16 protein-coding genes and 1 pseudogene are annotated in these 19,280 nt (G+C 66.1%); 13 read left to right on the plus strand and 4 right to left on the minus strand.

The genetic code is table 11. The features are described from left to right. The first annotated feature begins 30 nt into the window (after nt 1–30). Nucleotides 31–1,038, plus strand: coding sequence for a transporter (locus AC3WUT_RS10640; protein ID WP_492347067.1), 1,008 nt, complete (start codon nt 31–33; stop codon nt 1,036–1,038). A gap of 97 nt (nt 1,039–1,135) precedes the next feature. Next, nucleotides 1,136–2,833 (plus strand): acid phosphatase, encoded by a 1,698-nt coding sequence (locus AC3WUT_RS10645; RefSeq protein ID WP_492347040.1) that lies wholly within the window; start codon nt 1,136–1,138, stop codon nt 2,831–2,833. A 71-nt stretch (nt 2,834–2,904) separates the two neighbouring features. On the opposite strand, the gene AC3WUT_RS10650 is transcribed toward AC3WUT_RS10645, so the two are convergent. Then, nucleotides 2,905–3,882, minus strand: coding sequence for a Bug family tripartite tricarboxylate transporter substrate binding protein (locus AC3WUT_RS10650; protein WP_492347041.1), 978 nt, complete (start codon nt 3,880–3,882; stop codon nt 2,905–2,907). Nucleotides 3,883–4,064: 182 nt separating this feature from the next. Here AC3WUT_RS10650 and AC3WUT_RS10655 point away from each other — a divergent pair, with 182 nt between their 5' ends. Further along, on the plus strand, nt 4,065–5,105 hold the full coding sequence (locus tag AC3WUT_RS10655) for an ABC transporter substrate-binding protein (RefSeq protein WP_492347042.1): 1,041 nt from the start codon (nt 4,065–4,067) through the stop codon (nt 5,103–5,105). A gap of 2 nt (nt 5,106–5,107) precedes the next feature. On the opposite strand, the gene AC3WUT_RS10660 is transcribed toward AC3WUT_RS10655, so the two are convergent. Further along, a complete protein-coding gene (locus AC3WUT_RS10660; protein WP_492347043.1) occupies nt 5,108–6,550 on the minus strand; it encodes a sensor histidine kinase in 1,443 nt (480 codons plus the stop codon). 8 nt (nt 6,551–6,558) lie between these two features. After that, nucleotides 6,559–7,242 (minus strand): response regulator, encoded by a 684-nt coding sequence (locus AC3WUT_RS10665; protein WP_492347044.1) that lies wholly within the window; start codon nt 7,240–7,242, stop codon nt 6,559–6,561. Between the two features lie 155 nt (nt 7,243–7,397). Between AC3WUT_RS10665 and AC3WUT_RS10670 the strand changes: the two genes are divergently transcribed. The 10 genes and pseudogenes from AC3WUT_RS10670 to ntrC all read left to right on the plus strand — a co-directional run bounded on the left by AC3WUT_RS10670 (nt 7,398) and on the right by ntrC (nt 18,181). Continuing rightward, the gene (locus tag AC3WUT_RS10670; RefSeq protein WP_492347045.1) at nt 7,398–8,141 is read left to right on the plus strand and encodes a 16S rRNA pseudouridine(516) synthase; all 744 of its coding nucleotides are present in this window, start codon (nt 7,398–7,400) and stop codon (nt 8,139–8,141) included. Between the two features lie 374 nt (nt 8,142–8,515). Then, nucleotides 8,516–9,571 (plus strand): annotated as a pseudogene (locus AC3WUT_RS10675) (YncE family protein); the annotation flags it as partial. Continuing rightward, nucleotides 9,537–10,376: a polysaccharide deacetylase family protein gene (locus tag AC3WUT_RS10680; protein WP_492347046.1), complete on the plus strand. Its 840-nt coding sequence runs from the start codon at nt 9,537–9,539 to the stop codon at nt 10,374–10,376. The pseudogene AC3WUT_RS10675 and the gene AC3WUT_RS10680, both read left to right, overlap by 35 nt. Nucleotides 10,377–10,393: 17 nt before the next feature. Further along, nucleotides 10,394–11,371, plus strand: a complete 978-nt coding sequence (locus AC3WUT_RS10685) for a sterol desaturase family protein (protein ID WP_492347047.1) — start codon at nt 10,394–10,396, stop codon at nt 11,369–11,371. Nucleotides 11,372–11,425: 54 nt separating this feature from the next. Beyond that, nucleotides 11,426–12,334: an EI24 domain-containing protein gene (locus AC3WUT_RS10690; protein WP_492347048.1), complete on the plus strand. Its 909-nt coding sequence runs from the start codon at nt 11,426–11,428 to the stop codon at nt 12,332–12,334. Further along, nucleotides 12,273–13,151 (plus strand): competence/damage-inducible protein A, encoded by an 879-nt coding sequence (locus AC3WUT_RS10695; protein WP_492347049.1) that lies wholly within the window; start codon nt 12,273–12,275, stop codon nt 13,149–13,151. The genes AC3WUT_RS10690 and AC3WUT_RS10695 overlap by 62 nt, the downstream gene beginning before the upstream one ends. A 232-nt stretch (nt 13,152–13,383) precedes the next feature. Then, on the plus strand, nt 13,384–14,799 hold the full coding sequence (gene glnA / locus AC3WUT_RS10700; protein WP_492347050.1) for a type I glutamate--ammonia ligase: 1,416 nt from the start codon (nt 13,384–13,386) through the stop codon (nt 14,797–14,799). A 160-nt stretch (nt 14,800–14,959) separates the two neighbouring features. Beyond that, the gene (locus AC3WUT_RS10705; protein WP_492347051.1) at nt 14,960–15,448 is read left to right on the plus strand and encodes a hypothetical protein; all 489 of its coding nucleotides are present in this window, start codon (nt 14,960–14,962) and stop codon (nt 15,446–15,448) included. Next, nucleotides 15,445–16,524, plus strand: a complete 1,080-nt coding sequence (gene glnL / locus AC3WUT_RS10710) for a nitrogen regulation protein NR(II) (protein WP_492347052.1) — start codon at nt 15,445–15,447, stop codon at nt 16,522–16,524. The genes AC3WUT_RS10705 and glnL overlap by 4 nt, the downstream gene beginning before the upstream one ends. Before the next feature lie 40 nt (nt 16,525–16,564). Continuing rightward, nucleotides 16,565–18,181 carry a nitrogen regulation protein NR(I) gene (gene ntrC / locus AC3WUT_RS10715; RefSeq protein ID WP_492347053.1) on the plus strand — a complete coding sequence of 539 codons (1,617 nt, stop codon included), beginning with the start codon at nt 16,565–16,567 and terminating at the stop codon, nt 18,179–18,181. A 66-nt stretch (nt 18,182–18,247) separates the two neighbouring features. Here ntrC and xth read toward each other — a convergent pair whose 3' ends face one another. Continuing rightward, complete coding sequence (gene xth / locus AC3WUT_RS10720) at nt 18,248–19,021, minus strand: exodeoxyribonuclease III (protein WP_492347054.1); 774 nt, start codon at nt 19,019–19,021, stop codon at nt 18,248–18,250. Between the last annotated feature and the right edge of the window lie 259 nt (nt 19,022–19,280).

The raw sequence follows: 19,280 nt of genomic DNA on the forward strand, positions 1-19,280 counted from the left end.
GGCCAGGGCCTGCCGCCGGTGGGGCGCCCCATGAAGCCGCCCCACAGCGCCTCGCGCAACGGCCTGATCTGCGGCTACCGCTTTGAGGCTGGCGCCCGCGGGCAAGAGCTGGGTTTGGACGAGGCCCTGGAATGGCTGGCCGCGCCCGGCCCGCGAGCCCCGGGCGAATTTGTCTGGCTGCATTTCAAGCTCAGCGATGCGGCGGCCGAGACCTGGATCCGCAAGCACCTGCCGGTGGTGCCCGAATTCTTCGAGGCCCTGCACGAGGGCTCGCGCTCCACCCGCATCGAAGACGCCGACGACACCCTGGTGGCGGTGGTCAACGATGTGGCCTACGAGTTTTCTTTCGACCCCTCCGACATCGAGACCCTGTGGGTGCACGTGGGCCCGCACCTGGCCGTGACCGCGCGCCTGCACCCGTTGCGCACCATCGACGTGTTGCGCCAGTCGGTGCGTGATGGCCATGTGTTCGGCTCGTCGGTGGCCTTCTTGAACCGCCTCATGCACGACCAGGGCGATGTGCTGCTGCGCATCGTGCGCCAGGCCACCCTGCAGGTGGACCATGTGGAAGACCAGTTGCTGCTCGGTCGCCTGCAACGCAAGCGGGCCGAGCTGGGCCAACTGCGCCGCGTGCTGGTGCGACTGCAGCGACTGCTGGCGCCCGAGCCAGGGGCCTTGTTTCGCCTGCTGCGCCGCCCACCGCCCTGGATCACGCCCGAAGACCTGGAGGAACTGCGCCAGGCCACCGAAGAGTTCTCGCTGGTGATCCGCGACGCGGCCGAGCTGCAAGAGCGCATCCGCCTGCTGCAGGAAGAGATCGAGGCCCAGGTGGGCGAGCAGACCAACCGCAGCGTGTTCACCCTGACCATGGTCACCGTGCTGGCCCTGCCCATCAACCTGGTGGCCGGCCTGCTGGGCATGAACGTGGGCGGCATTCCGTTGGCCGACCATCCCCATGGCTTTGCGGTGATCGTGGGCATTGTGATCACCTTCACGGTGCTGGCCGGGGCCTGGGCCATCCGGCGCCGCGACGACTGATCCCGAGCCCGGGTGCCGGGTGGCAGCCCCTGGCGCTTGCGTCAAAATGGCGGCCGGCCCGCCGTCCGGTGGTGGGCATTGCCACCAGGGGACCTTCATGAGCCAAGCATCCGATCAGCCGCAGGGCCGCGCCGCCCGCCTGTCTGAGCCCGATTCAGATTCACCCAGCAGCCCCTCGCGGCGGCGCCTGTTGCAGGCCGGGGCGGGCGCCGCGGCCGCCGGTGGCCTGGCCGCCAGCCCGGCGCAGGCGGCTGGTCAGCCCGTGGCCGCCAAGCCGGCGCCGGCGCGCTCGTTGCAGCAACAGCTGCAGCGCCACATCCAGCATGTGGTGGTCATCTACCTGGAAAACCGCAGCTTCAACAACCTGTTTGCCGACTTCCCGGGCACGCTGGAGCCCTTGTCCAGCCTGCCCGCCGAGCGGGTGCTGCAGCGTGACCGCAATGGGCAGCCCCTGCCCAGCCTGCCCAAGGTGTGGGGCGGCATGGTGCCGCGCAGCCAGAGCCTGGGCGGCAAGACCTACATGATCGACGAGAGCAAGATCAGCGGGCTGCCCAATGCGCCCTACGTGCTCAAGGATGCCGAAGGGCAGCCCCTGCCCGAGTCGGTGATCACCCGCGATCTGTGCCACCTGTTCTATCAGAACCAGATGCAGATCCATGGCGGCAAGAACGACGAGTTCGTGGCTTGGTCCGATGCGGGCGGGCTGGTGATGGGCTACTACGGTGCCTCACGCCAGCAACTGGGCTTGTGGAAGCTGGCCCAGCAGTACACCTTGTGCGATCGCTTTTTCATGGCGGCCTTTGGGGGCTCGTACCTGAACCACCAGTTTTTGGTGTCGGGGCGCACGCCCGAGTACTTCAATGCCGCCAACACTGCGGCACGCAGCCGCATCGCCGTGACCGAGGGCGGCCCCACCGGCGCCCGCCTGGCCCTGGCGCCCGACAGCCCGGCCTCGGCCCTGGACGGCAAGCCCAAGTACGTGAACGACGGCGCCATCACCCCCGACGGCTATGCCGTCAACACCATGGCGCCGCCGTTCCAGCCCAGTTACATCAAGCCGGCCCCGGGCGGCGACCCGGCCCTGGCCGACCCCGACGACGCGCGCACCCTGCCGCCCCAGACCTACGACACCATCGGCGACCTGCTGTCGCGCAAGGGCGTGAGCTGGGCCTGGTACGGCGGCGCCTGGCAAGCCGCCGTGGACCACAAGGGCGGGGGCGAGCGGCCCAACTTCCAGTACCACCACCAGCCCCTCAATTACTTCAAGCAGTTCGGCCCGGGCACGGCCGAGCGCGTGCTGCACCTGCGCGATGGCGGCACCGGTGACAGCCCCATCTCCAACCACTTTCTGGCCGATGTGGTGGCCGGCCGCTTGCCTGCGGTCACCTTCTACAAGCCGCAGGGCAATCTGAACCTGCATGCCGGGTATTCGGACGTGGAGTCGGGCGACCAGCACGTGGCCAATGTGATCGAGCACCTGAAAAAGAGCCCGCATTGGCCCCACATGCTGGTGGTGGTGACCTTTGACGAAAACGGCGGCTGGTGGGACCCGGTGGCCCCGCCGCCCGGCGACCGCTGGGGCCCGGGCTCGCGCGTGCCGGCCCTGCTGGTGTCGCCGCATGTCAAAAAGGGCCATGTGGACCACACCTTCTACGACACCACCTCGATCCTGCGCTTCATCACCCGGCTGCACGGGCTGCCGCTGCTGGAGGGCCTGGCGGCCCGCGATGCGGCCTTCCGCGCCCGGGGCGAGCGCCCGCCGGGGGACCTGAGCGCGGCCTTCAGCTTTGCCTGAAACGACACGGCCCGCCAAGGCGGGCCGTTGTGAGTCGGAGGGATCCAGCTTGCTGGATCAGGCTCTGTCGATCATTCGGGTTCGATCTTCGCGTCGCGCACCACCTTGGCCCAGCGCGGGGCCTCGGCCTTGATCAGGGCGGCAAAGGCTTCGGGCGTGCCGCCGCCCACTTCGTTGCCCTGGCTGGTGATCTTCTGGCGCAGGTCGGCGTCTTGCAGGGCCTTGTTGCCCACGGCATTGAGCTGCTTGACCAGATCGGCCGGCATGCCCTTGGGGCCCACCAGGCCTTGCCAGTTGAGCACTTCGACGGCCGCAAAGCCTTGCTCGGTCATGGTCGGCAGATCGGGCAGCAGGGTGGAGCGTGTCTTGCTGGTGATGCCCAGGGCGCGCATCTTGCCGGCCTTGATCGAGGGCATGGCGGCGTACATCTGCTCGAACATGAAGTCGACCTGGCCGCCCATGAGGTCGGTGGCCGCGGCCGAGCCGCTCTTGTAGGGCGCGTGGATCATGTCCACCCCCACGGCGTGCTCGAACAACGAGCCGCTCAGGTGGTGCGAGCCCCCGATGCCGCCCGAGGCGTAGATGATCTTGCCCGGGTTGGCCTTGGCGGCCGCCACCAGGTCTTTCAGGGTTTTGTAGGGCGAATCGTTGCGCACCATCAGGATCAGCGGGCCCTTCTCGATCAGCAGGATGGGCGTGATGTCGTTGAAGGGGTCGAAGTTGAGCTTCTTGAACAGCGCGTGGTTCACCGACAGCGGGGCCAGGTTGCCCATGCCCAGGGTGTAGCCATCGGGCTTGCCGCGGGCAATCGCCTCGGTGCCGATGTTGCCGCCGGCGCCGGCCTTGTTGTCGATGATGATGGGCTGGCCCAGCAGGCTGCTCATGACCTTGGCGACCTGGCGCGAGCGGATGTCGGCGTTGCCGCCGGCGGCGTAGGGGCAGATCCAGGTGATGGCTTTGCTGGGGTATTTGTCGTCGGCCAAGGCCAGATGGCTCAGGCCGGGCAGGCTGGCGGCGCCAGCGAGTTGGAGCAGGGTGCGGCGTTTCATGCTTGTCTTCCTTTGTCTGTCTCGTTGTTCGAGCCCCTGACAGGGTCGGGGCACTTGGATGGCGTGACTCTAGCGTGCGCAGGCTTTCAGTCTGCTTTCAGTGCGGTCAGGGTTTGCACCAGATGCCCGACAATCCATGCTTTTACCGGGGCCCGAAGAGCCCCGTCAAGGAGACCTGCCCGATGAAGCTGTTGCGTTGCTGGCTGTGCCTGCTGCTCGGATGCGCCTGGCTGGCGCCCGCACCGACACCGGCATGGGCTGCCGAGCGATCAGGCGAGCGGGTGGCGCTGATCGTGGCCGGGCTGGAGAAGCAGATCTACCTGCCGGTGCGGCTGGCAGCCCACCTGGGCTATTTCCGCGAGCAGGGGCTGGAGGTGGATCTGCTGACCGAGCCCTCGGGCGCCAATGCCGAAGACGTGCTGTTGGTGGGCGGCGCACAAGGGGTGGTCGGGGCGTACCACCACACGCTGGACCTGCAATCGCGTGGCAAGGCCGTGCAGTCGGTGGTTCTGTTCACGCTGGCCCCAGGTGAGGTGGAACTGGTGGCCACCCGCCTGGCCGGGGTGATCAACAGCCCGGCCGACTGGAAAGGCCGACGCCTGGGGGTGACCGGCCTGAGCTCGGCCACGCATCTGCTCACCCACGCCCTGGCCCAGCGCCATGGGCTGAAGCCCCAAGACTACACCGTGTTGCCCGTGGGCAGCGGGGCTGCATTTGCGGCAGCCCTGCGCCAGGGCCGCATCGATGCCGGCATGAGCACCGAGCCCGTGGCCAGCAGCCTGATCCAGAGCGGCGACGCCCGCCTGCTGGTCGACCTGCGCAGCCCCGAGGCGGCCCAGAAGGCGCTGGGCCAGAGCTACCCGTTTGCCTCGCTGTACATGCAGACGGCCTGGGTGAACAGCCACCCCGGTGAGGTGCAGCGCCTGGTCACGGCGCTGGTGCGGGCGCTGCGCTTCATCCAGCAGCGCCCCCCGGCCGAGGTGGCGGCGGCACTGGGCCTGGCGGGTGACGATGCCGCGATCTACATCAAGGCCTTGAGCGAAAGCCGGGCCATGTTCTCGGCCGATGGGCTGATGCCCGAGGGCGGGCCGCAGCAGGTGCTGCGCCTGGCCGCGCAGGTCAACCGCGCCCAACGCGAACGGCGGCTGGACCTGGGGCGCACCTTCACCAACTCCTTTGTTCAGCAGGCCAACACCAGCCTGGGGCCGCTGGTCTCGCCCTGAACTCAGCCTGTGGGCCCGGCTGTCTTGACGGTGCGGCCGGCAAACGCCACCGTGACGCGAAGCCCCAGCCCCTGCGGGCCATCGCCCAATTGCACACGGGCGCCGTGGGCCTGGGTGATTTCGCGCACGATGGCCAGCCCCAGGCCGCAGCCGTCCGAGTGCTGGTTGTCCAATCTGAAGAAGCGTTCGAACACCTGTTCGCGCTGCCCGGGCGGAATGCCGGGGCCGTTGTCCTCGACCTCCAGCAGCACCTGCTCTGCCGTGCGGCGCAGGCGCAGGGTGACGGCGCCGCCGGGTGGGGTGTAGCGCAGGGCGTTGTCGATCAGGTTGGCGCACAGCTCGTGCAGCAGGCGGGCCGAGCCTGTGACCTGAAAGCGCTCACCCACCGGCCCCACATCGCCCTCGGCCTCGAAGCCCAGGTCAATGTCGCGTTGTGCGGCCAGCAGGGCCAGTTGCTCCAGCACCTCACGGGCGGTCTGGCCCAGGTCGACCGGGCCCTGTTCGTCGGTGCGGCCCCGGCCGGCCTCGGCCACCGAGAAGGTGAGCAACTGTTGCACCAGGCGCATGCCGTGCTGCAGTGTGGTCTGGGCGGCGTGCAGGGCCTCCTGGCGTGCTGCTTCGTCGCCTTGCCTCAGGGCAAACACCAGTTGGGTGTTCAGTACGGTCAAGGGGGTGCGCAGCTGGTGGGCGGCATCCGCAATGAAGCGGCTGTGGGCCGACATGTGGTGGTCCAGCCGGGTGGCGTAGTCGTTCATGGCGTCGGCCAGCGGTGCCAGCTCGGTGGGCAGGTGGCGCGAGGGCAGGGGTTCTAGCGCGCCGGGCTGGCGCGCCAGCACCTGATCCCGCAGGCCGGTGACGGGCCGCAAGCCCCGGCGCAGCCCCAGCCCCAGCAACAAGGCCACCCCGGTCAACAGGCCCAGCTGGCGCCACAGCGCTGTGCGCCAGATCTCGCCGGCCAAGGCATCGCGCCCGACCAGGGTCTGGGCCACCTCGATCAGCAGCGTGGTCTGTGCTGGCGCACTGAGCACCGGCTGACTGAAGGCCACGGCATGCACGGCCTGCTGGTTTTGCCAGGCATCGAAGTACACGGCCTCATCGGGGGCCGGGGGGTGTGGGGGCGGCGGCAGTTCGGGGTAGCCCAGCAGCAGTTCGCCGCCGGCGCGTGTGATGCGGTAATACACCCGGTCGGCGTGGGGCGAGGCAAACAGCTCGAGTGCGGCGGGTGGCAGCACCACGCTGGGCTGGCCGTCCTGGATCTCGATCTGCTGCCCGATCATGCGGGCGGCGCCCAGCAGCATGCGCTGCTGCACCAGGGTGGCGGTGTGGCGTGCATCGCGGTAGGTGATCCACAGGTCCAGCGCGGCCAGCAGGGCCAGGGGCAGCAGCAGCCAGCCCATCAACTGGCGCAGCAGGCTGGAGCGGCGGGGCAGATCGGTGGCGGGCATGGGCAGCCTCAGGGGGCCTGGGACTTCAGCAGGTAGCCCAGACCCCGCAGGGTGATGATGGCCACATCGCTGCCCTGCAGCTTTTTGCGCACCCGGTGCACATAGATTTCCACCGCGTCGGGCGAGACGTTGTCGTCCAGGGTGAACAAGGCCTCGCTCAGGGCCTGTTTGCTCACGGTCTGCCCTTGTTTGAGCAACAGCGCCTCCAGCAGGGCGTGCTCACGCGGGGTGAGCGACAGCGGTGCGGCGGCCGTGCCCTCGCCCAGGCTGAACAGGCGCGTGTTGCTGTCGTAGCCCAGTGCGCCGCAGCGCAGCACGGGGTTCTTGTGGTTGGCGTGGCGGCGCAGCAGCACGCGGATGCGGGCCTCCAGCTCTGCCACCTCGAAAGGCTTGCCCATGTAGTCGTCGGCGCCGCTGTCCAGCCCGGCCACGCGCCCGGCCAGGGTGTCGCGGGCACTCAGTATCAGCACCGGCACGTTGTTGTCGCGGGCGCGCAGGCGGCGCAGCACTTCGTCGCCCGCGAGGCCGGGCAGCTCCAGGTCCAGGATCACCAGGTCGTAGCGCTCGCTGAGCAGGCGGGCGTGGGCGTCGGCGCCGTCGTAGGCGCATTCGATCACGTAGCGGTCTTTTTGCAGGGTGCGGGCCAGCCACTCTGACAGGGTGCGGTTGTCTTCGACCAGCAGGATGCGCATGGGCAGAGGCGTGAGGGGTGGGTGGGGTAGGGCGGGTCAGTGCAAGCAGCCGGGCGTGGGCGGCACGGCTTCCGGGCGCCATCCTAACGCCAGCGGGCGGCCGACTGGCCCGGCGCTGCATCGGGGCCCCCGCGACTTCTGGAACAATCGGGCCCATGCAACTGCAGGATATTCTTTTTTCACAAGGCTTCGGCACGCGCCGCGTCTGCGCGGGCCTGGTTCAACAGGGCCTGGTCGAGGTCTTCGAGTCGGCGTCTTCCGACACCGCGGTGACGGTCACCGAATCGGCCCGCGACTTCGTGCCCGAGGGCCTGCGCTTCAATGTCCAGGGCGTGCCCTGGGCCTACCACGAGAAGGCCTACGTGATGCTGCACAAGCCGGCGGGGACCGAGTGCTCGCAAAAGCCCTCGGCCTGGCCCAGCATCTACACCCTGCTGCCCGCGGCCCTGCGCCAGCGCCCCAGCAAGAGCGCCGTGCAGGGTGTGCAGGCCGTGGGCCGGCTGGACCAGGACACCACGGGCCTGTTGCTGCTGAGCGACGACGGCCAGTTCATCCACCGCATGAGCTCGCCCAAAAAGCACGTGCCCAAGGTGTACGAGGTGGTGACCAAGCACCCGATCGATGACAGCCAGGTGCAGCGCCTGCTGGCCGGCGTGGTGTTGGACGACGACCCCAAGCCCGTGCGTGCCGCCGCCTGCGAGGCCCCCAGCCCGCTGCACCTTCGCCTGACCCTGCTGGAGGGCAAGTACCACCAGGTCAAGCGCATGGTGGCTGCCGTGGGCAACCGGGTGGAAGGCCTGCACCGCTCGCGCATCGGCGGCCTGGCGCTGCCCGAAGACCTGGCACCGGGCCAATGGCGCTTTCTGAGCCCGGCCGACCTTGAACTGCTCAAGGCCTGAGCGAATCGCTTACCTGTGTGTGTCGATGTAACAGGCCTCAGCCGAGCCCCGGCTACACTGGCGGCCTGATCTGAAAGTGGATGTTTGTGAAGTCGTTTGCCCGCCGCCGTGTCTCCAGCTTTTCGCATGCCAGTGGGCATGCCTTGATTGCCGCTTCGTTGCTTTTGGGGGCCGCCACGGCACCCGCCTGGGCCCAGGCGCCAGCCGGTACCGCCGGCGAGGCGTCCAACCCTGTCGCTGCCAGCCCTGAGGCGACCAAGCCGCCGGTGACTGAAAGCGTCAAGCCCAAGGCCAAGCCGGCAGCCAAGCCCAGTGCCACCCACGGCAGCAAGCCTGCCGCCAAGGCACAGGCCGACGCAAAAGCCGACCCCAAGCGACCCGCCAAGGCGGAGGCGGCGGTTGCCGCCGCGGCCACCGCAGGCGCTGCCACTGCTGCAACGGCGGCATCCGGCACCCCGGCGAGCACGGCCGCACCAGTTGCCGGTGCTGCTGCGGCAGCGGCCTCCAGCAACGGTGGCCTGACCCACCCGATCTTTGTGCTGAACTCGCTGGACGCCACCATCAGCGTGATCGACCCGCAGACCTGGACCGAAACCAAGCGCATCCCCACCGGCAAAGAGCCCCATCACCTGTACCTGACGCCCGACGAGAAGTCGCTGATCGTGGCCAATGCGCTGGGTGATTCGCTGACCTTTCTGGACCCCCGCACGGCCGAGGTGCAGCGCACGGTGCGCGGCATCATCGACCCCTATCAGCTGCGCTTCTCGCCCGACATGAAGTGGATGGTGACGGCCGGCAACCGCCTGAACCACGTCGACATCTACCGCTGGGACGGCAAGGACGTGACGCTGTCCAAGCGCATCTCCACCGGCAAGACCCCCAGCCACCTGTGGATCGACAGCACCAGCAGCATCGTCTACTCGACCATGCAAGACAGTGACGAACTGGTGGCCATCGACCTGAACACCCAGACCTTGAAATGGCGCGTCAAGACCGGCTCGTTGCCGGCCGATGTGTATGGCAGCCCCGACGACAAGACCTTGTTCATCGGCCTGACCGGTGGCGAGGGGGTGGAGGTGTACGACGTCAGCGGGGGCAAGGAAGCCCGCCTGGTCAAGACCATCCCCACCGGCAAGGGGGCCCACGCCTTCCGTGGCGCGGGTGACCGCCGCCACATCTACGTGAGCAACCGGGTGGCCAACACCCTGAGCAAGATCGACATGCAGACCCAGTCCGTGGTGGCCCAACTGCCGGGCCCCACCGGGCCGGACTGCATGGACGTGTCGGCCGATGGCCGGCTGATCCTGCTCAGTTCGCGCTGGGGTCGCAAAATGACGGTGATCGACACCGAAACCCGCAAGGTGCTGCGCCAGGTCAGCGTGGGCAAGTCTCCGCATGGGGTCTGGACCCTTGATCACGCGCCGCGCTGACCCGGCCCGCCGGTGGTCTGGCCTGGCGGCCGGGCTGCTGTTGGGGCTGGCCTTCGGCGCCGCCCAGGCGGCGGGCACCTGCGCCAAGCCGCTTTACCTGACCTTTGACACCGGCCACATGGGCGTGGCGCCCCTGATTGCCGAGGTGCTCAAGCGTCAGCAGGTGCGGGTGACCTTTTTTGCCGCCAACGAGCCCACCCAGCAGGGCGACGGCACGCTGGGTGAATACTGGGCCTCTTGGTGGCGCGAGCGCGCGGCCGAGGGCCACACCTTTGCCAGTCACACCTACGACCACGTCTACTGGCGCGCCGATCTGCCGGCACCGCCGGGGCAGTGGCGCTTCCGGGTCAAGCCCTCGGCCGGCCCTGATGCCGGGCGGGAGGCCGTGATCGATGGCCCGGCCTATTGCGCACAGCTGGACCGATCTTCGCAGCGGCTGCAGGCCCTGACCGGACAGGCGTCTTTGCCCTTGTTCCGTGCGCCGGGTGGCAAGACCTCGCCCCAGTTGCTGGCGGCGGCCCGCCAGTGTGGCTATGCCCACGTGGATTGGGCGCCCGCGGGCTTTCTGGGCGACGAGCTGCCCAGCGATCGCTTCAGCAACGCCCAGTTGCTGGAGCGGGCCCTGAAGAACCTGCGCGCGGGTGACATCCTGATGGCCCACCTGGGCATCTGGTCGCGCCGCGACCCCTGGGCGCCCGCGGTGCTGGAGCCGCTGATCCAGGGCCTGAAGGCCAAGGGTTTTTGTTTTGAAACCTTGCGCGAGCACCCGGCCTACCGGGATTGGCTGGCCCGCAACGGGCGTTGAGACCCGTTCAAATGATGATGGACAGTTTGATTGATTGGTTTGGCCAGGCGCAGACCGGCCTGTTCGAGGCGGTGGTGCAGCCTTTGATGTTCCACGCCGGCCTGGGCAACTTTCTGGAGGACGGCTTCAATGGCACCGGCTGGTTGCTGGTGGGGCTGATCCAGCTGTTGGTGATGGTGGCGGTGTTCGGTCCCTTGCAGCGGCTGTGGCCGGCCGAACCGTTGCGTGACCGCGCCGCCGTGCGCACCGACATCCTCTACACCTTGTTGCACCGCCTGGGCCTGGTGCGGGTGGCGCTGTTCTTCCTGGTCGACCCGCTGTTTGATGAGCTGTTCGGCCATTTGCGGGTGGCGGGCTGGCAGACCTTTCACCTGGACGAGCTGTGGCCCGGGGTCACCGACCTGCCCTGGGTGAGCCTGGCGCTGTACCTGGTGGTGTTTGATTTTGTCGGTTACTGGGTGCACCGTGCCCAGCACCAGTCGGAGCTGTGGTGGCGCCTGCACTCGCTGCACCATTCCCAGCGCCAGATGACGATGTGGACAGACAACCGCAACCACCTGCTGGACGACCTGCTGGGCGATTGCATTCTGGTGGTGGTGTCCCAATTGATCGGCATTGCGCCAGGACAATTTGTGGCCGTGGTGGCCATCACCCAGCTCAGCGAGAATTTTCAGCATGCCAACCTGCGCTGCTGGTTTGGCCGTTGGGGCGAGCGGCTGTGGGTGAGTCCGCGCTTTCACCGCATGCACCACGCCATCGGCATCGGGCACGAGTTCAGGGGCCGCACGGGCCGGCCCGTGCTGGGGGGCTGCAATTTCGGGGTGCTGCTGCCCTGGTGGGACATGCTGTTCGGCACCGCCAATTTTGAGTTGCGCTTCGAGCCGACCGGGGTGCGTGATCAGGTGGAGCCCGGGCCGCAGGGGCTGCGTGATTACGGCCAGGGCTTTCTGGCCCAGCAGTGGCTGGGCTTGAAAAGGCTGTTCGGCCGCGCCTGATGCCCGGGGGCCGGTGGCTGTCCGCCGGGCCTGCGGTGGCGTTATGCTGCCGGCATGACGCTTTTGCTTGATTCTTTCTGGCGCTCGGTGGTGTATTGCCTGCACCCCCGGGTGATTGCCCTGTCGTTTCTGCCCCTGCTGCTGCTGGTGGGCATGGCCCTGGGGCTGGGGTATTTTTATTGGGAACCGGCGGTGGACGGCGTGCGGCAGATGCTGGAGTCGTCCGATCTGCTGAACTCATTCTGGGCCTGGCTGCAGGGCGCCGGGGTGGGGCAGCTCAAGACCGTGGTGGCGCCGCTGATCGTGATCGCCGTGGTCACACCCGTGCTGGTGGTGGTGTCGCTGCTGGTGGTGGCGGTGTTGATGGCGCCGTCGCTGGTGTCGATGGTGGGTGAACGGCGTTTTTCCGGGCTGCAGCGCCTGCGCGGTGGCTCCACGCTGGGCAGCCTGGCCTGGTCGCTGGGCTCGGTGCTGCTGGCGTTGGTGGCCTTGGTGGCCTCCATTCCCCTGTGGCTGGTGCCGCCTCTGATTTTGATCCTGCCCCCGCTGATCTGGGGTTGGCTGACCTACCGGGTGATGGCCTACGATGCCCTGGCCGTGCATGCCAGCAAGGCCGAGCGACAGCTGCTGTTCAAGCGGCACCGCCTGTCTTTGCTGGCCATCGGGGTGATGACGGGTTATCTGGGCGCCGCGCCCAGCCTGGTGTGGGCCTCGGGGGCCTTGTTTGCCGCCGCGTTTGTGATCCTGGTGCCGGTGGCGATCTGGATCTACACCTTGGTCTTTGCATTTTCTTCGCTGTGGTTTGCCCACTATTGCCTGGCGGCGCTGGAAAGGCTGCGGGCCGAGTCGGTTTCTGCCGCCACCACCGTGGTTTCCGAGTCGGTGCCGGTAGGATGGCAGGATGAGCGCAACACCCACCTCCCCAACACCCCAGGCGGCCTCGAGCCTCCGCCCCATCCCTGAAGCCCCTCGAAATTTCGGGCTGATCATCGTCGGTGACGAGATCATGTCGGGCAAGCGTGCTGACAAGCACATGCCCAAGGTCATCGAAGTGTTGGGCGCCCGCGGGCTGCAGCTGTCGTGGGCCGACTATGTGGGTGATTCGCCCGAGCGCATCGAGGCCACGCTGGCGCGGGCTTTTGCCTCAGGGGATGCGGTTTTCTCGTGTGGCGGCATCGGGGCCACCCCCGACGACCACACCCGCCAGTGCGCCGCACGCGCCCTGGGCGAGCCCCTGCAACTGCACCCGCGTGCTGCCGAACTGATCCGTGAGCGCATGCAGGATGTGGCTCGCGAGAATGGCCTGGCTTATGAGCCCGAGCGCGACGACAACGTGCACCGCCTCAACATGGGGGTGTTTCCGGCCTCGGCGCAGATCATTCCAAACCCCTATAACAAAATCCCGGGCTTCAGCTGCGTGGGGCAGGGGGGCGGAGCGGTGCACTTTGTGCCGGGCTTCCCGGTGATGGCCTGGCCGATGGTCGAGTGGGTGCTGGACACGCATTACGCCCATCTGTTCAACCGGGTGGCCCATGTGGAGAAGTCGGTCATTGTGTTTGGCTCGATGGAGGCCATGCTGACGCCGCTGATGGAGGCCATCGAGCGCGAGCATGCCGGCGTCAAGGTGTTCAGCCTGCCCAGCGTGGATCACCCGCAGTACGGCCGGCACATTGAACTGGGGGTGAAGGGTGACCCCACCCTGGTGCTGGCGGCCTACCCGGCCTTGCTGGCCGGCCTGCATCGCTTCGATCTCAAGCTAGGCCCCGAATTGGTGCGTTGATATGCTGCACCAATTTGATGCATAACCGGATGCATCGAATTGGTGCACTGATGCTGGCGGCGAAAAATCCCCGCCCGAGTGCATTTCAGAGCCGGCAAACTGGCTGCAACGCCGCTCAGGCAGGGCAAAATACGGTAGTCGGCGTCTGGTGCCATGCACCAAGGATTGGCATAAAAACTGCATTCCTCCCGGCGTCATTGAATTTTTAACCAGCCTCGAACAGGAGATCCTGATGGCAAAGACCGTCGCAGACGTGATGAAGTTGGTGAAGGAAAACGAAGTCAAGTTCGTTGATTTCCGCTTCACCGATACCCGTGGCAAGCAACAGCACACCACGGTTCCCGTGTCCCACTTTGACGAAGACAAGTTCACGTCGGGGCATGCTTTTGACGGTTCTTCGATTGCCGGCTGGAAGGGCATCGAAGCCTCGGACATGCTGCTGGTGCCGGACCCAAGCTCGGCCAACATCGATCCCTTCTTCGAAGAGACCACCCTGATCCTGACCTGCGACGTGGTGGAGCCCGCCGACGGCAAGGCCTATGACCGCGACCCGCGTTCGATCGCCAAGCGCGCTGAAGCCTACCTGAAGGCCTCGGGCCTGGGCGACACCGCCTTCTTCGGTCCGGAACCTGAATTCTTCATCTTCGACGGCATCCGTTGGAGCACCGACCCGCAAAACACCTTCTACGAGATCGAAGAGTACGAAGCCCCGTGGAACACCGGTGCCAAGCTCGAAGGCGGCAACCGCGGCCACCGTCCGACCGTCAAGGGCGGCTACTTCCCGGTGCCCCCGGTCGACAGCACGCAAGACATGCGCGCTGAGATGTCCCTGATCCTTGAATCGCTGGGCATCCCGGTCGAAGTGTTCCACCACGAAGTGGCGGGCGCTGGCCAGAACGAGATCGGCACCCGTTTCAGCACCCTGGTGGAACGCGCTGACTGGACCATCCTGCAGAAGTACGTGGTGCACAACGTGGCCAATGCCTACGGCAAGACCGCCACCTTCATGCCCAAGCCCTACCATGGCGACAACGGCTCGGGCATGCACGTGCACCAGTCGGTCTGGAAGGACGGCAAGAACCTGTTCGCTGGCGACGGCTATGCCGGTCTGTCGGACTTCGCTCTGTACTACATCGGCGGCATCATCAAGCACGCACGTGCCCTGAACGCCATCACCAACCCCGGCACCAACAGCTACAAGCGCCTGGTGCCGCACTTCGAAGCCCCGGTGAAGCTGGCCTACTCGGCCAAGAACCGTTCGGCCTCGATCCGCATCCCCTTCGTGGCCAACCCGAAGGGCCGTCGCGTGGAAGCCCGCTTCCCCGATCCGCTGATGAACCCCTACCTGGGCTTTGCCGCCCTGCTGATGGCGGGTCTGGACGGCGTGGAAAACAAGATCCATCCGGGCGAAGCTGCCACCAAGGATCTGTACCATCTGCCGCCCGAAGAGGACGCATTGGTGCCGACCGTCTGCCACAGCCTGGACCAGGCCCTCGAAGCCCTGGACAAGGACCGTGCCTTCCTGACCAAGGGTGGCGTGTTCACCGACAGCATGATCGATGCCTACATTGATCTGAAGATGCAGGAAGTGACCCGTTACCGCATGTCGGTGCACCCGGTCGAATTCGACATGTACTACTCGCTGTGATGCGGGACTAGGCAATGTCTACCCAAAGGGCAGCTTCGGCTGCCCTTTTTTCTTGCCGCCGGCCCGGGTGCCGGTGCGGCCCGGGTGGGCTTTGCCTTTGCCTCACCAGCCGATTCGGAGATACTTGGCTCGCCGCCCGAAGGGGTGCTGAACTGGATGTATGAAACACGCTGTACTGATTTCCCTGCTGACCCTGACCTGCAGCGCCGCGATGGCGCAAGACCGCATCTACCGTTGCGGCAACGAATACACCAACACGGTCCCGGCCAACCGGGCCAAGGAATGCAAGCTGATTGAAGGCGGCAATGTGACCGTGGTGCCGGGCACCCGGCCGGCCGCCCAGGCCCCTGCCGGCGGCGATGCGTCCAAGGTGGTCACGGCGCCTGCGGGCTCGCCCAAGGTGGACAACAGCGAGCAGAAGGCGCGCGATGCCGATGCGCGCGCCATTCTGGAATCCGAATTGCGCAAGGCCGAGGCACGGCTGGCCGAGTTGCAGAAGGAATACAACAACGGCGAGCCCGAGAAGCAGGGGGGCGAGGCCAAGAATTACCAGAAATACCTGGATCGGGTGGCTGCACTCAAGGAGGCCGTGGCGCGCGCCGAGGCCGATGTGGCCGGTATCAAGCGTGAAATCGCGCGTCTCAAATGAACCGCCTCACCCTGACAGACCCGGTCGCCGAAGCCTTTCATGCCTATGACCTGCTGGCCACCCTGGTGGCGGTGGTCCGCATCGATGGCACGGTGATCTTTGCCAACGCGGCGCTGGAAGATGCCATCGGCACCTCGCGCCGAACCATTGAAGGCTCGCAATTTGCCGATTTCTTCTCTGAGCCCCAGATCTTGCGCAATGCCCTGGATGGCGCCGGTAGCAACGAGTTCGCAGCGTTGCGCTACGACGCCTGGTTGAAGCGCTTCACCCATGACCCGGTGCTGGTCCACGTGATCGTGGCGCAGACCGATCAGCCGGGCGAGGTGATCATCGAGTTGCTGCCCCTGGAGCAGCAGGCCCGACAGGACCGCGAGGAGCGACTGATCGATCAGGCGCAGGCCAACAAGGAGTTGATCCGCAATCTGGCCCATGAGATCAAGAACCCGCTGGGGGGCATCCGAGGGGCGGCGCAGCTGCTTCAGATGGAGATCGAGTCGCGCGACCTGATTGAGTACACCCAGGTCATCATCCACGAGGCGGATCGTCTGCAGACCCTGGTCGATCGACTGCTGGCGCCGCACCGTCGCCCGCACGTGGTGGGCGACGTGAACATCCACGAAGTGTGTGAGCGTGTGCGCTCGCTGATCCTGGCGGAGTTTCCGCGGGGCCTGCGCGTGATCCGCGACTACGACACCTCGATTCCTGAGTTCCGCGGCGACCGCGAGCAACTCATCCAGGCGGTGCTCAACATCGCCCACAACGCGGCCCAGGCTCTGGCGGACAGGGTGGCTGCGGGGGATGCGCAAATCACTTTCCGTTCGCGGATTGCGCGACAGGTTACTTTTGGCAAGCAACGCTACCGATTGGCATTGGAATTGCATGTCATCGACAACGGGCCCGGCGTGCCGGACTCGATCAAGGACCGCATCTTCTACCCGCTGGTGTCGGGGCGGGATGGTGGTTCAGGGCTGGGGCTGACTTTGGCGCAAACCTTTGTTCAGCAACACCATGGCTTGATCGAGTGCGATAGCGTGCCAGGGAGGACGGACTTCAAGATGTTGATTCCGTTGCCCTGAGTGTGATTGACAACAATTTGACCTGAGGTGGTATTTGCACATGAAGCCGATCTGGATAGTAGATGACGATCAATCGATCCGCTTTGTGCTCGAAAAAGCGCTGTTGCGGGAAGAGCTGCCGACCCGCAGCTTCACCAACCCCCGCGAGGTGCTGGCGGCACTGGATGAGATCGGTGACGAAGACGTCGACAACCAGGGGCCTCAGGTTCTGGTGAGTGACATTCGCATGCCTGGCGGTTCGGGCCTGGATCTGCTGGCCAAGGTGAAAGAGCGCCACCCGGGTTTGCCAGTCATCATCATGACGGCCTTCTCGGACCTGGACAGTGCCGTGTCGGCCTTCCAGGGCGGCGCGTTTGAATACCTGCCCAAGCCCTTTGACCTGCCCAAGGCGGTGGAGTTGATTCGTCGCGCGGTGGAAGAAAGCCAGCGCGAAGAAGTGGCCGAAGAGCGCATGGCGGCCACGCCCGAGATGCTGGGCCAGGCGCCGGCCATGCAGGATGTGTTCCGCGCCATCGGGCGGCTCAGCCAGAGCAATGTGACGGTGATGATCACCGGCGAGTCGGGCTCTGGCAAAGAGCTGGTGGCCCGGGCGCTGCACAAGCATTCGCCACGTGCCAATGGCCCTTTCGTGGCCATCAACACGGCGGCCATTCCCAAGGATCTGCTGGAGTCGGAGCTGTTCGGTCATGAGCGCGGGGCCTTCACCGGCGCACAGACCATGCGCCGTGGCCGCTTTGAGCAGGCAGAGGGCGGCACGCTGTTCCTCGATGAAATTGGCGACATGCCTTTTGATCTGCAGACGCGCCTGCTGCGTGTTTTGTCGGACGGTCATTTCTACCGGGTCGGTGGGCACAACGCCGTGAAGGCCAATGTGCGTGTGATTGCAGCCACCCATCAGGACCTGGAGCAGCGCGTGAAGGACGGCGTGTTCCGGGAGGACTTGTTCCACCGCCTCAATGTGATCCGCCTGCGTCTGCCGGCGCTGCGCGAGCGCAAGGAAGACGTGCCGATGCTGACCCGGCATTTCCTGCAGCAAAGCGCCAAGCAACTGGGTGTGGAGCCCAAGCGCATTGCCGACAACGCCCTGGCCCAGTTGGGGGGCTTCAACTTTCCGGGCAACGTGCGGCAGTTGGAGAACATCTGCCACTGGCTCACGGTGATGGCGCCGGCCCAGGTGATCGAGGCCAAGGACCTGCCCCCGGAAGTGCTTGGCATGCAGGGTGCTGCGGGGGCCATCAACAGCACCAGCTTCCATCCTGCGGCGCCGGTACTGGAGTCGGAGCCTGTGGCTGAGCCCATGGCGTATGCCTCGCCCTCTGCTCACGTGATGCCGGCATCGGTGTTGGCACAGCCGATTGCGATCCCGGCGGCGGACATGATGGGGTCTGATCCAGCGCGTGGCGAGTCTGTTGCTGCGTCAGTCTCTTCTGGCCTGGGGCGCTCGGCCGCCTGGGAGCAGGGGCTGGAGCTGGAGGCGTTGGAGCTGTTGGCCAGCGGCCGCCACGATGTGTGGGACGAACTGACCCGCCGTTTCGAGTCCAAGCTGATCCTGACCGCGCTGGCCAACACGCGTGGCCGCCGCATCGAGGCCGCTCAGAAGCTGGGCATTGGTCGCAACACCATCACCCGCAAGATTCAGGAACTCGGCCTGGAGTGAGTCCGGGTCCGCGGAGGGGGTTGCCCATTGGGGCGTGCCCTCTGCGGCCTTTGGGCCTGAGGCCGTTCAGATCGTGACGATCACGGGGGCATGGTCGCTTGGGCGCTCGTTCTTGCGCGTGTTCCTGTCGATCTCGCAGGCGCTGACCTGGGGCTTGAGCGCATCGCTGACCAGGGTGTAATCGATGCGCAGCCCGCGGTTGCGTCGGAAGGCGAAGTCGCGGTAATCCCACCAAGAAAAGCTCTTCTCGGCCTGTTCAAACAGGCGGAAGGCGTCGTGCAGCCCCAAGGCCAGCAGGGCCTTGAAATGATCGCGTTCGGCCGTCGTGTGGTGAATGGCCTCGCGCAGGCCGTCGGGGTCCCAGGTGTCGCGGTCATCGGCGGTGATGTTGAAGTCACCCACCAGTACCAGTCGGGGGTGGCTTTGAAGCTGCTCCTTGAGCCAGTCCTGCAGCGCCTGCAGCCAGCGCATCTTGTAGTCAAACTTGTCCGAGCCGGGCTCTTGCCCATTGACGAAGTAGCCATTGACCAGGCGCACAGGTCCGGCGTCGGTGTGCAGCGTGCCCGCAATCACGCGCGACTGCTCATCTGCAAAACCGGGAATGTTCTTCACCACGTCGGTCACCGGGGTGCGGCTCAGGATGGCCACGCCGTTGTAGGTCTTCTGGCCCATGAAGGCGCTGTGGTAGCCGGCTTCTTGCAGCGCAGCGGCCGGAAACTTGTCATCGCTCAGCTTGAGTTCCTGCAGGCACAGCGCGTCCACCGGGTGGGTGCTGAGCCATTCCAGCACCTGCGGCAGGCGAACCGAGAGGGAGTTGACGTTCCAGGTGGCAATTTTCATGGTGGCTTCGAGGGTCTGCTTGAGCGCAGAGTATCGTGGAATTCGCGCCGCCCTGTCGCCGCCGGTGCCGATCGCAGGCAGGCGAAAACTTTTTTGGACTGTCTTGAGTCGGGCAAAAAATATGTATAATTCGAGGCTTCGCTGGATACGCAGAGCAACGCAAGTTGATCAGCAGACACGGTGAAAATGCGGGAATAGCTCAGTTGGTAGAGCGCAACCTTGCCAAGGTTGAGGTCGAGAGTTCGAGACTCTTTTCCCG

The sequence above is a fragment of the Curvibacter sp. EU05-FHT14A10 genome (assembly GCF_058791075.1).

Excerpts from the sequence above, each read along its gene's own strand:
- AC3WUT_RS10660 (WP_492347043.1), bottom strand. The coding sequence starts at position 6,550 with ATGCCCGCCACCGATCTGCCCCGCCGCTCCAGCCTGCTGCGCCAGTTG.
- AC3WUT_RS10650 (WP_492347041.1), bottom strand. The coding sequence starts at position 3,882 with ATGAAACGCCGCACCCTGCTCCAACTCGCTGGCGCCGCCAGCCTGCCC.
- glnL (WP_492347052.1), top strand. The coding sequence starts at position 15,445 with ATGAACCGCCTCACCCTGACAGACCCGGTCGCCGAAGCCTTTCATGCC.
- AC3WUT_RS10645 (WP_492347040.1), top strand. The coding sequence starts at position 1,136 with ATGAGCCAAGCATCCGATCAGCCGCAGGGCCGCGCCGCCCGCCTGTCT.
- glnA (WP_492347050.1), top strand. The coding sequence starts at position 13,384 with ATGGCAAAGACCGTCGCAGACGTGATGAAGTTGGTGAAGGAAAACGAA.
- AC3WUT_RS10665 (WP_492347044.1), bottom strand. The coding sequence starts at position 7,242 with ATGCGCATCCTGCTGGTCGAAGACAACCGCACCCTGTCAGAGTGGCTG.
- AC3WUT_RS10670 (WP_492347045.1), top strand. The coding sequence starts at position 7,398 with ATGCAACTGCAGGATATTCTTTTTTCACAAGGCTTCGGCACGCGCCGC.
- AC3WUT_RS10705 (WP_492347051.1), top strand. The coding sequence starts at position 14,960 with ATGAAACACGCTGTACTGATTTCCCTGCTGACCCTGACCTGCAGCGCC.
- AC3WUT_RS10690 (WP_492347048.1), top strand. The coding sequence starts at position 11,426 with ATGACGCTTTTGCTTGATTCTTTCTGGCGCTCGGTGGTGTATTGCCTG.
- AC3WUT_RS10640 (WP_492347067.1), top strand. The coding sequence starts at position 31 with ATGAAGCCGCCCCACAGCGCCTCGCGCAACGGCCTGATCTGCGGCTAC.
- xth (WP_492347054.1), bottom strand. The coding sequence starts at position 19,021 with ATGAAAATTGCCACCTGGAACGTCAACTCCCTCTCGGTTCGCCTGCCG.
- AC3WUT_RS10695 (WP_492347049.1), top strand. The coding sequence starts at position 12,273 with ATGAGCGCAACACCCACCTCCCCAACACCCCAGGCGGCCTCGAGCCTC.
- AC3WUT_RS10680 (WP_492347046.1), top strand. The coding sequence starts at position 9,537 with ATGGGGTCTGGACCCTTGATCACGCGCCGCGCTGACCCGGCCCGCCGG.
- AC3WUT_RS10685 (WP_492347047.1), top strand. The coding sequence starts at position 10,394 with ATGGACAGTTTGATTGATTGGTTTGGCCAGGCGCAGACCGGCCTGTTC.
- ntrC (WP_492347053.1), top strand. The coding sequence starts at position 16,565 with ATGAAGCCGATCTGGATAGTAGATGACGATCAATCGATCCGCTTTGTG.
- AC3WUT_RS10655 (WP_492347042.1), top strand. The coding sequence starts at position 4,065 with ATGAAGCTGTTGCGTTGCTGGCTGTGCCTGCTGCTCGGATGCGCCTGG.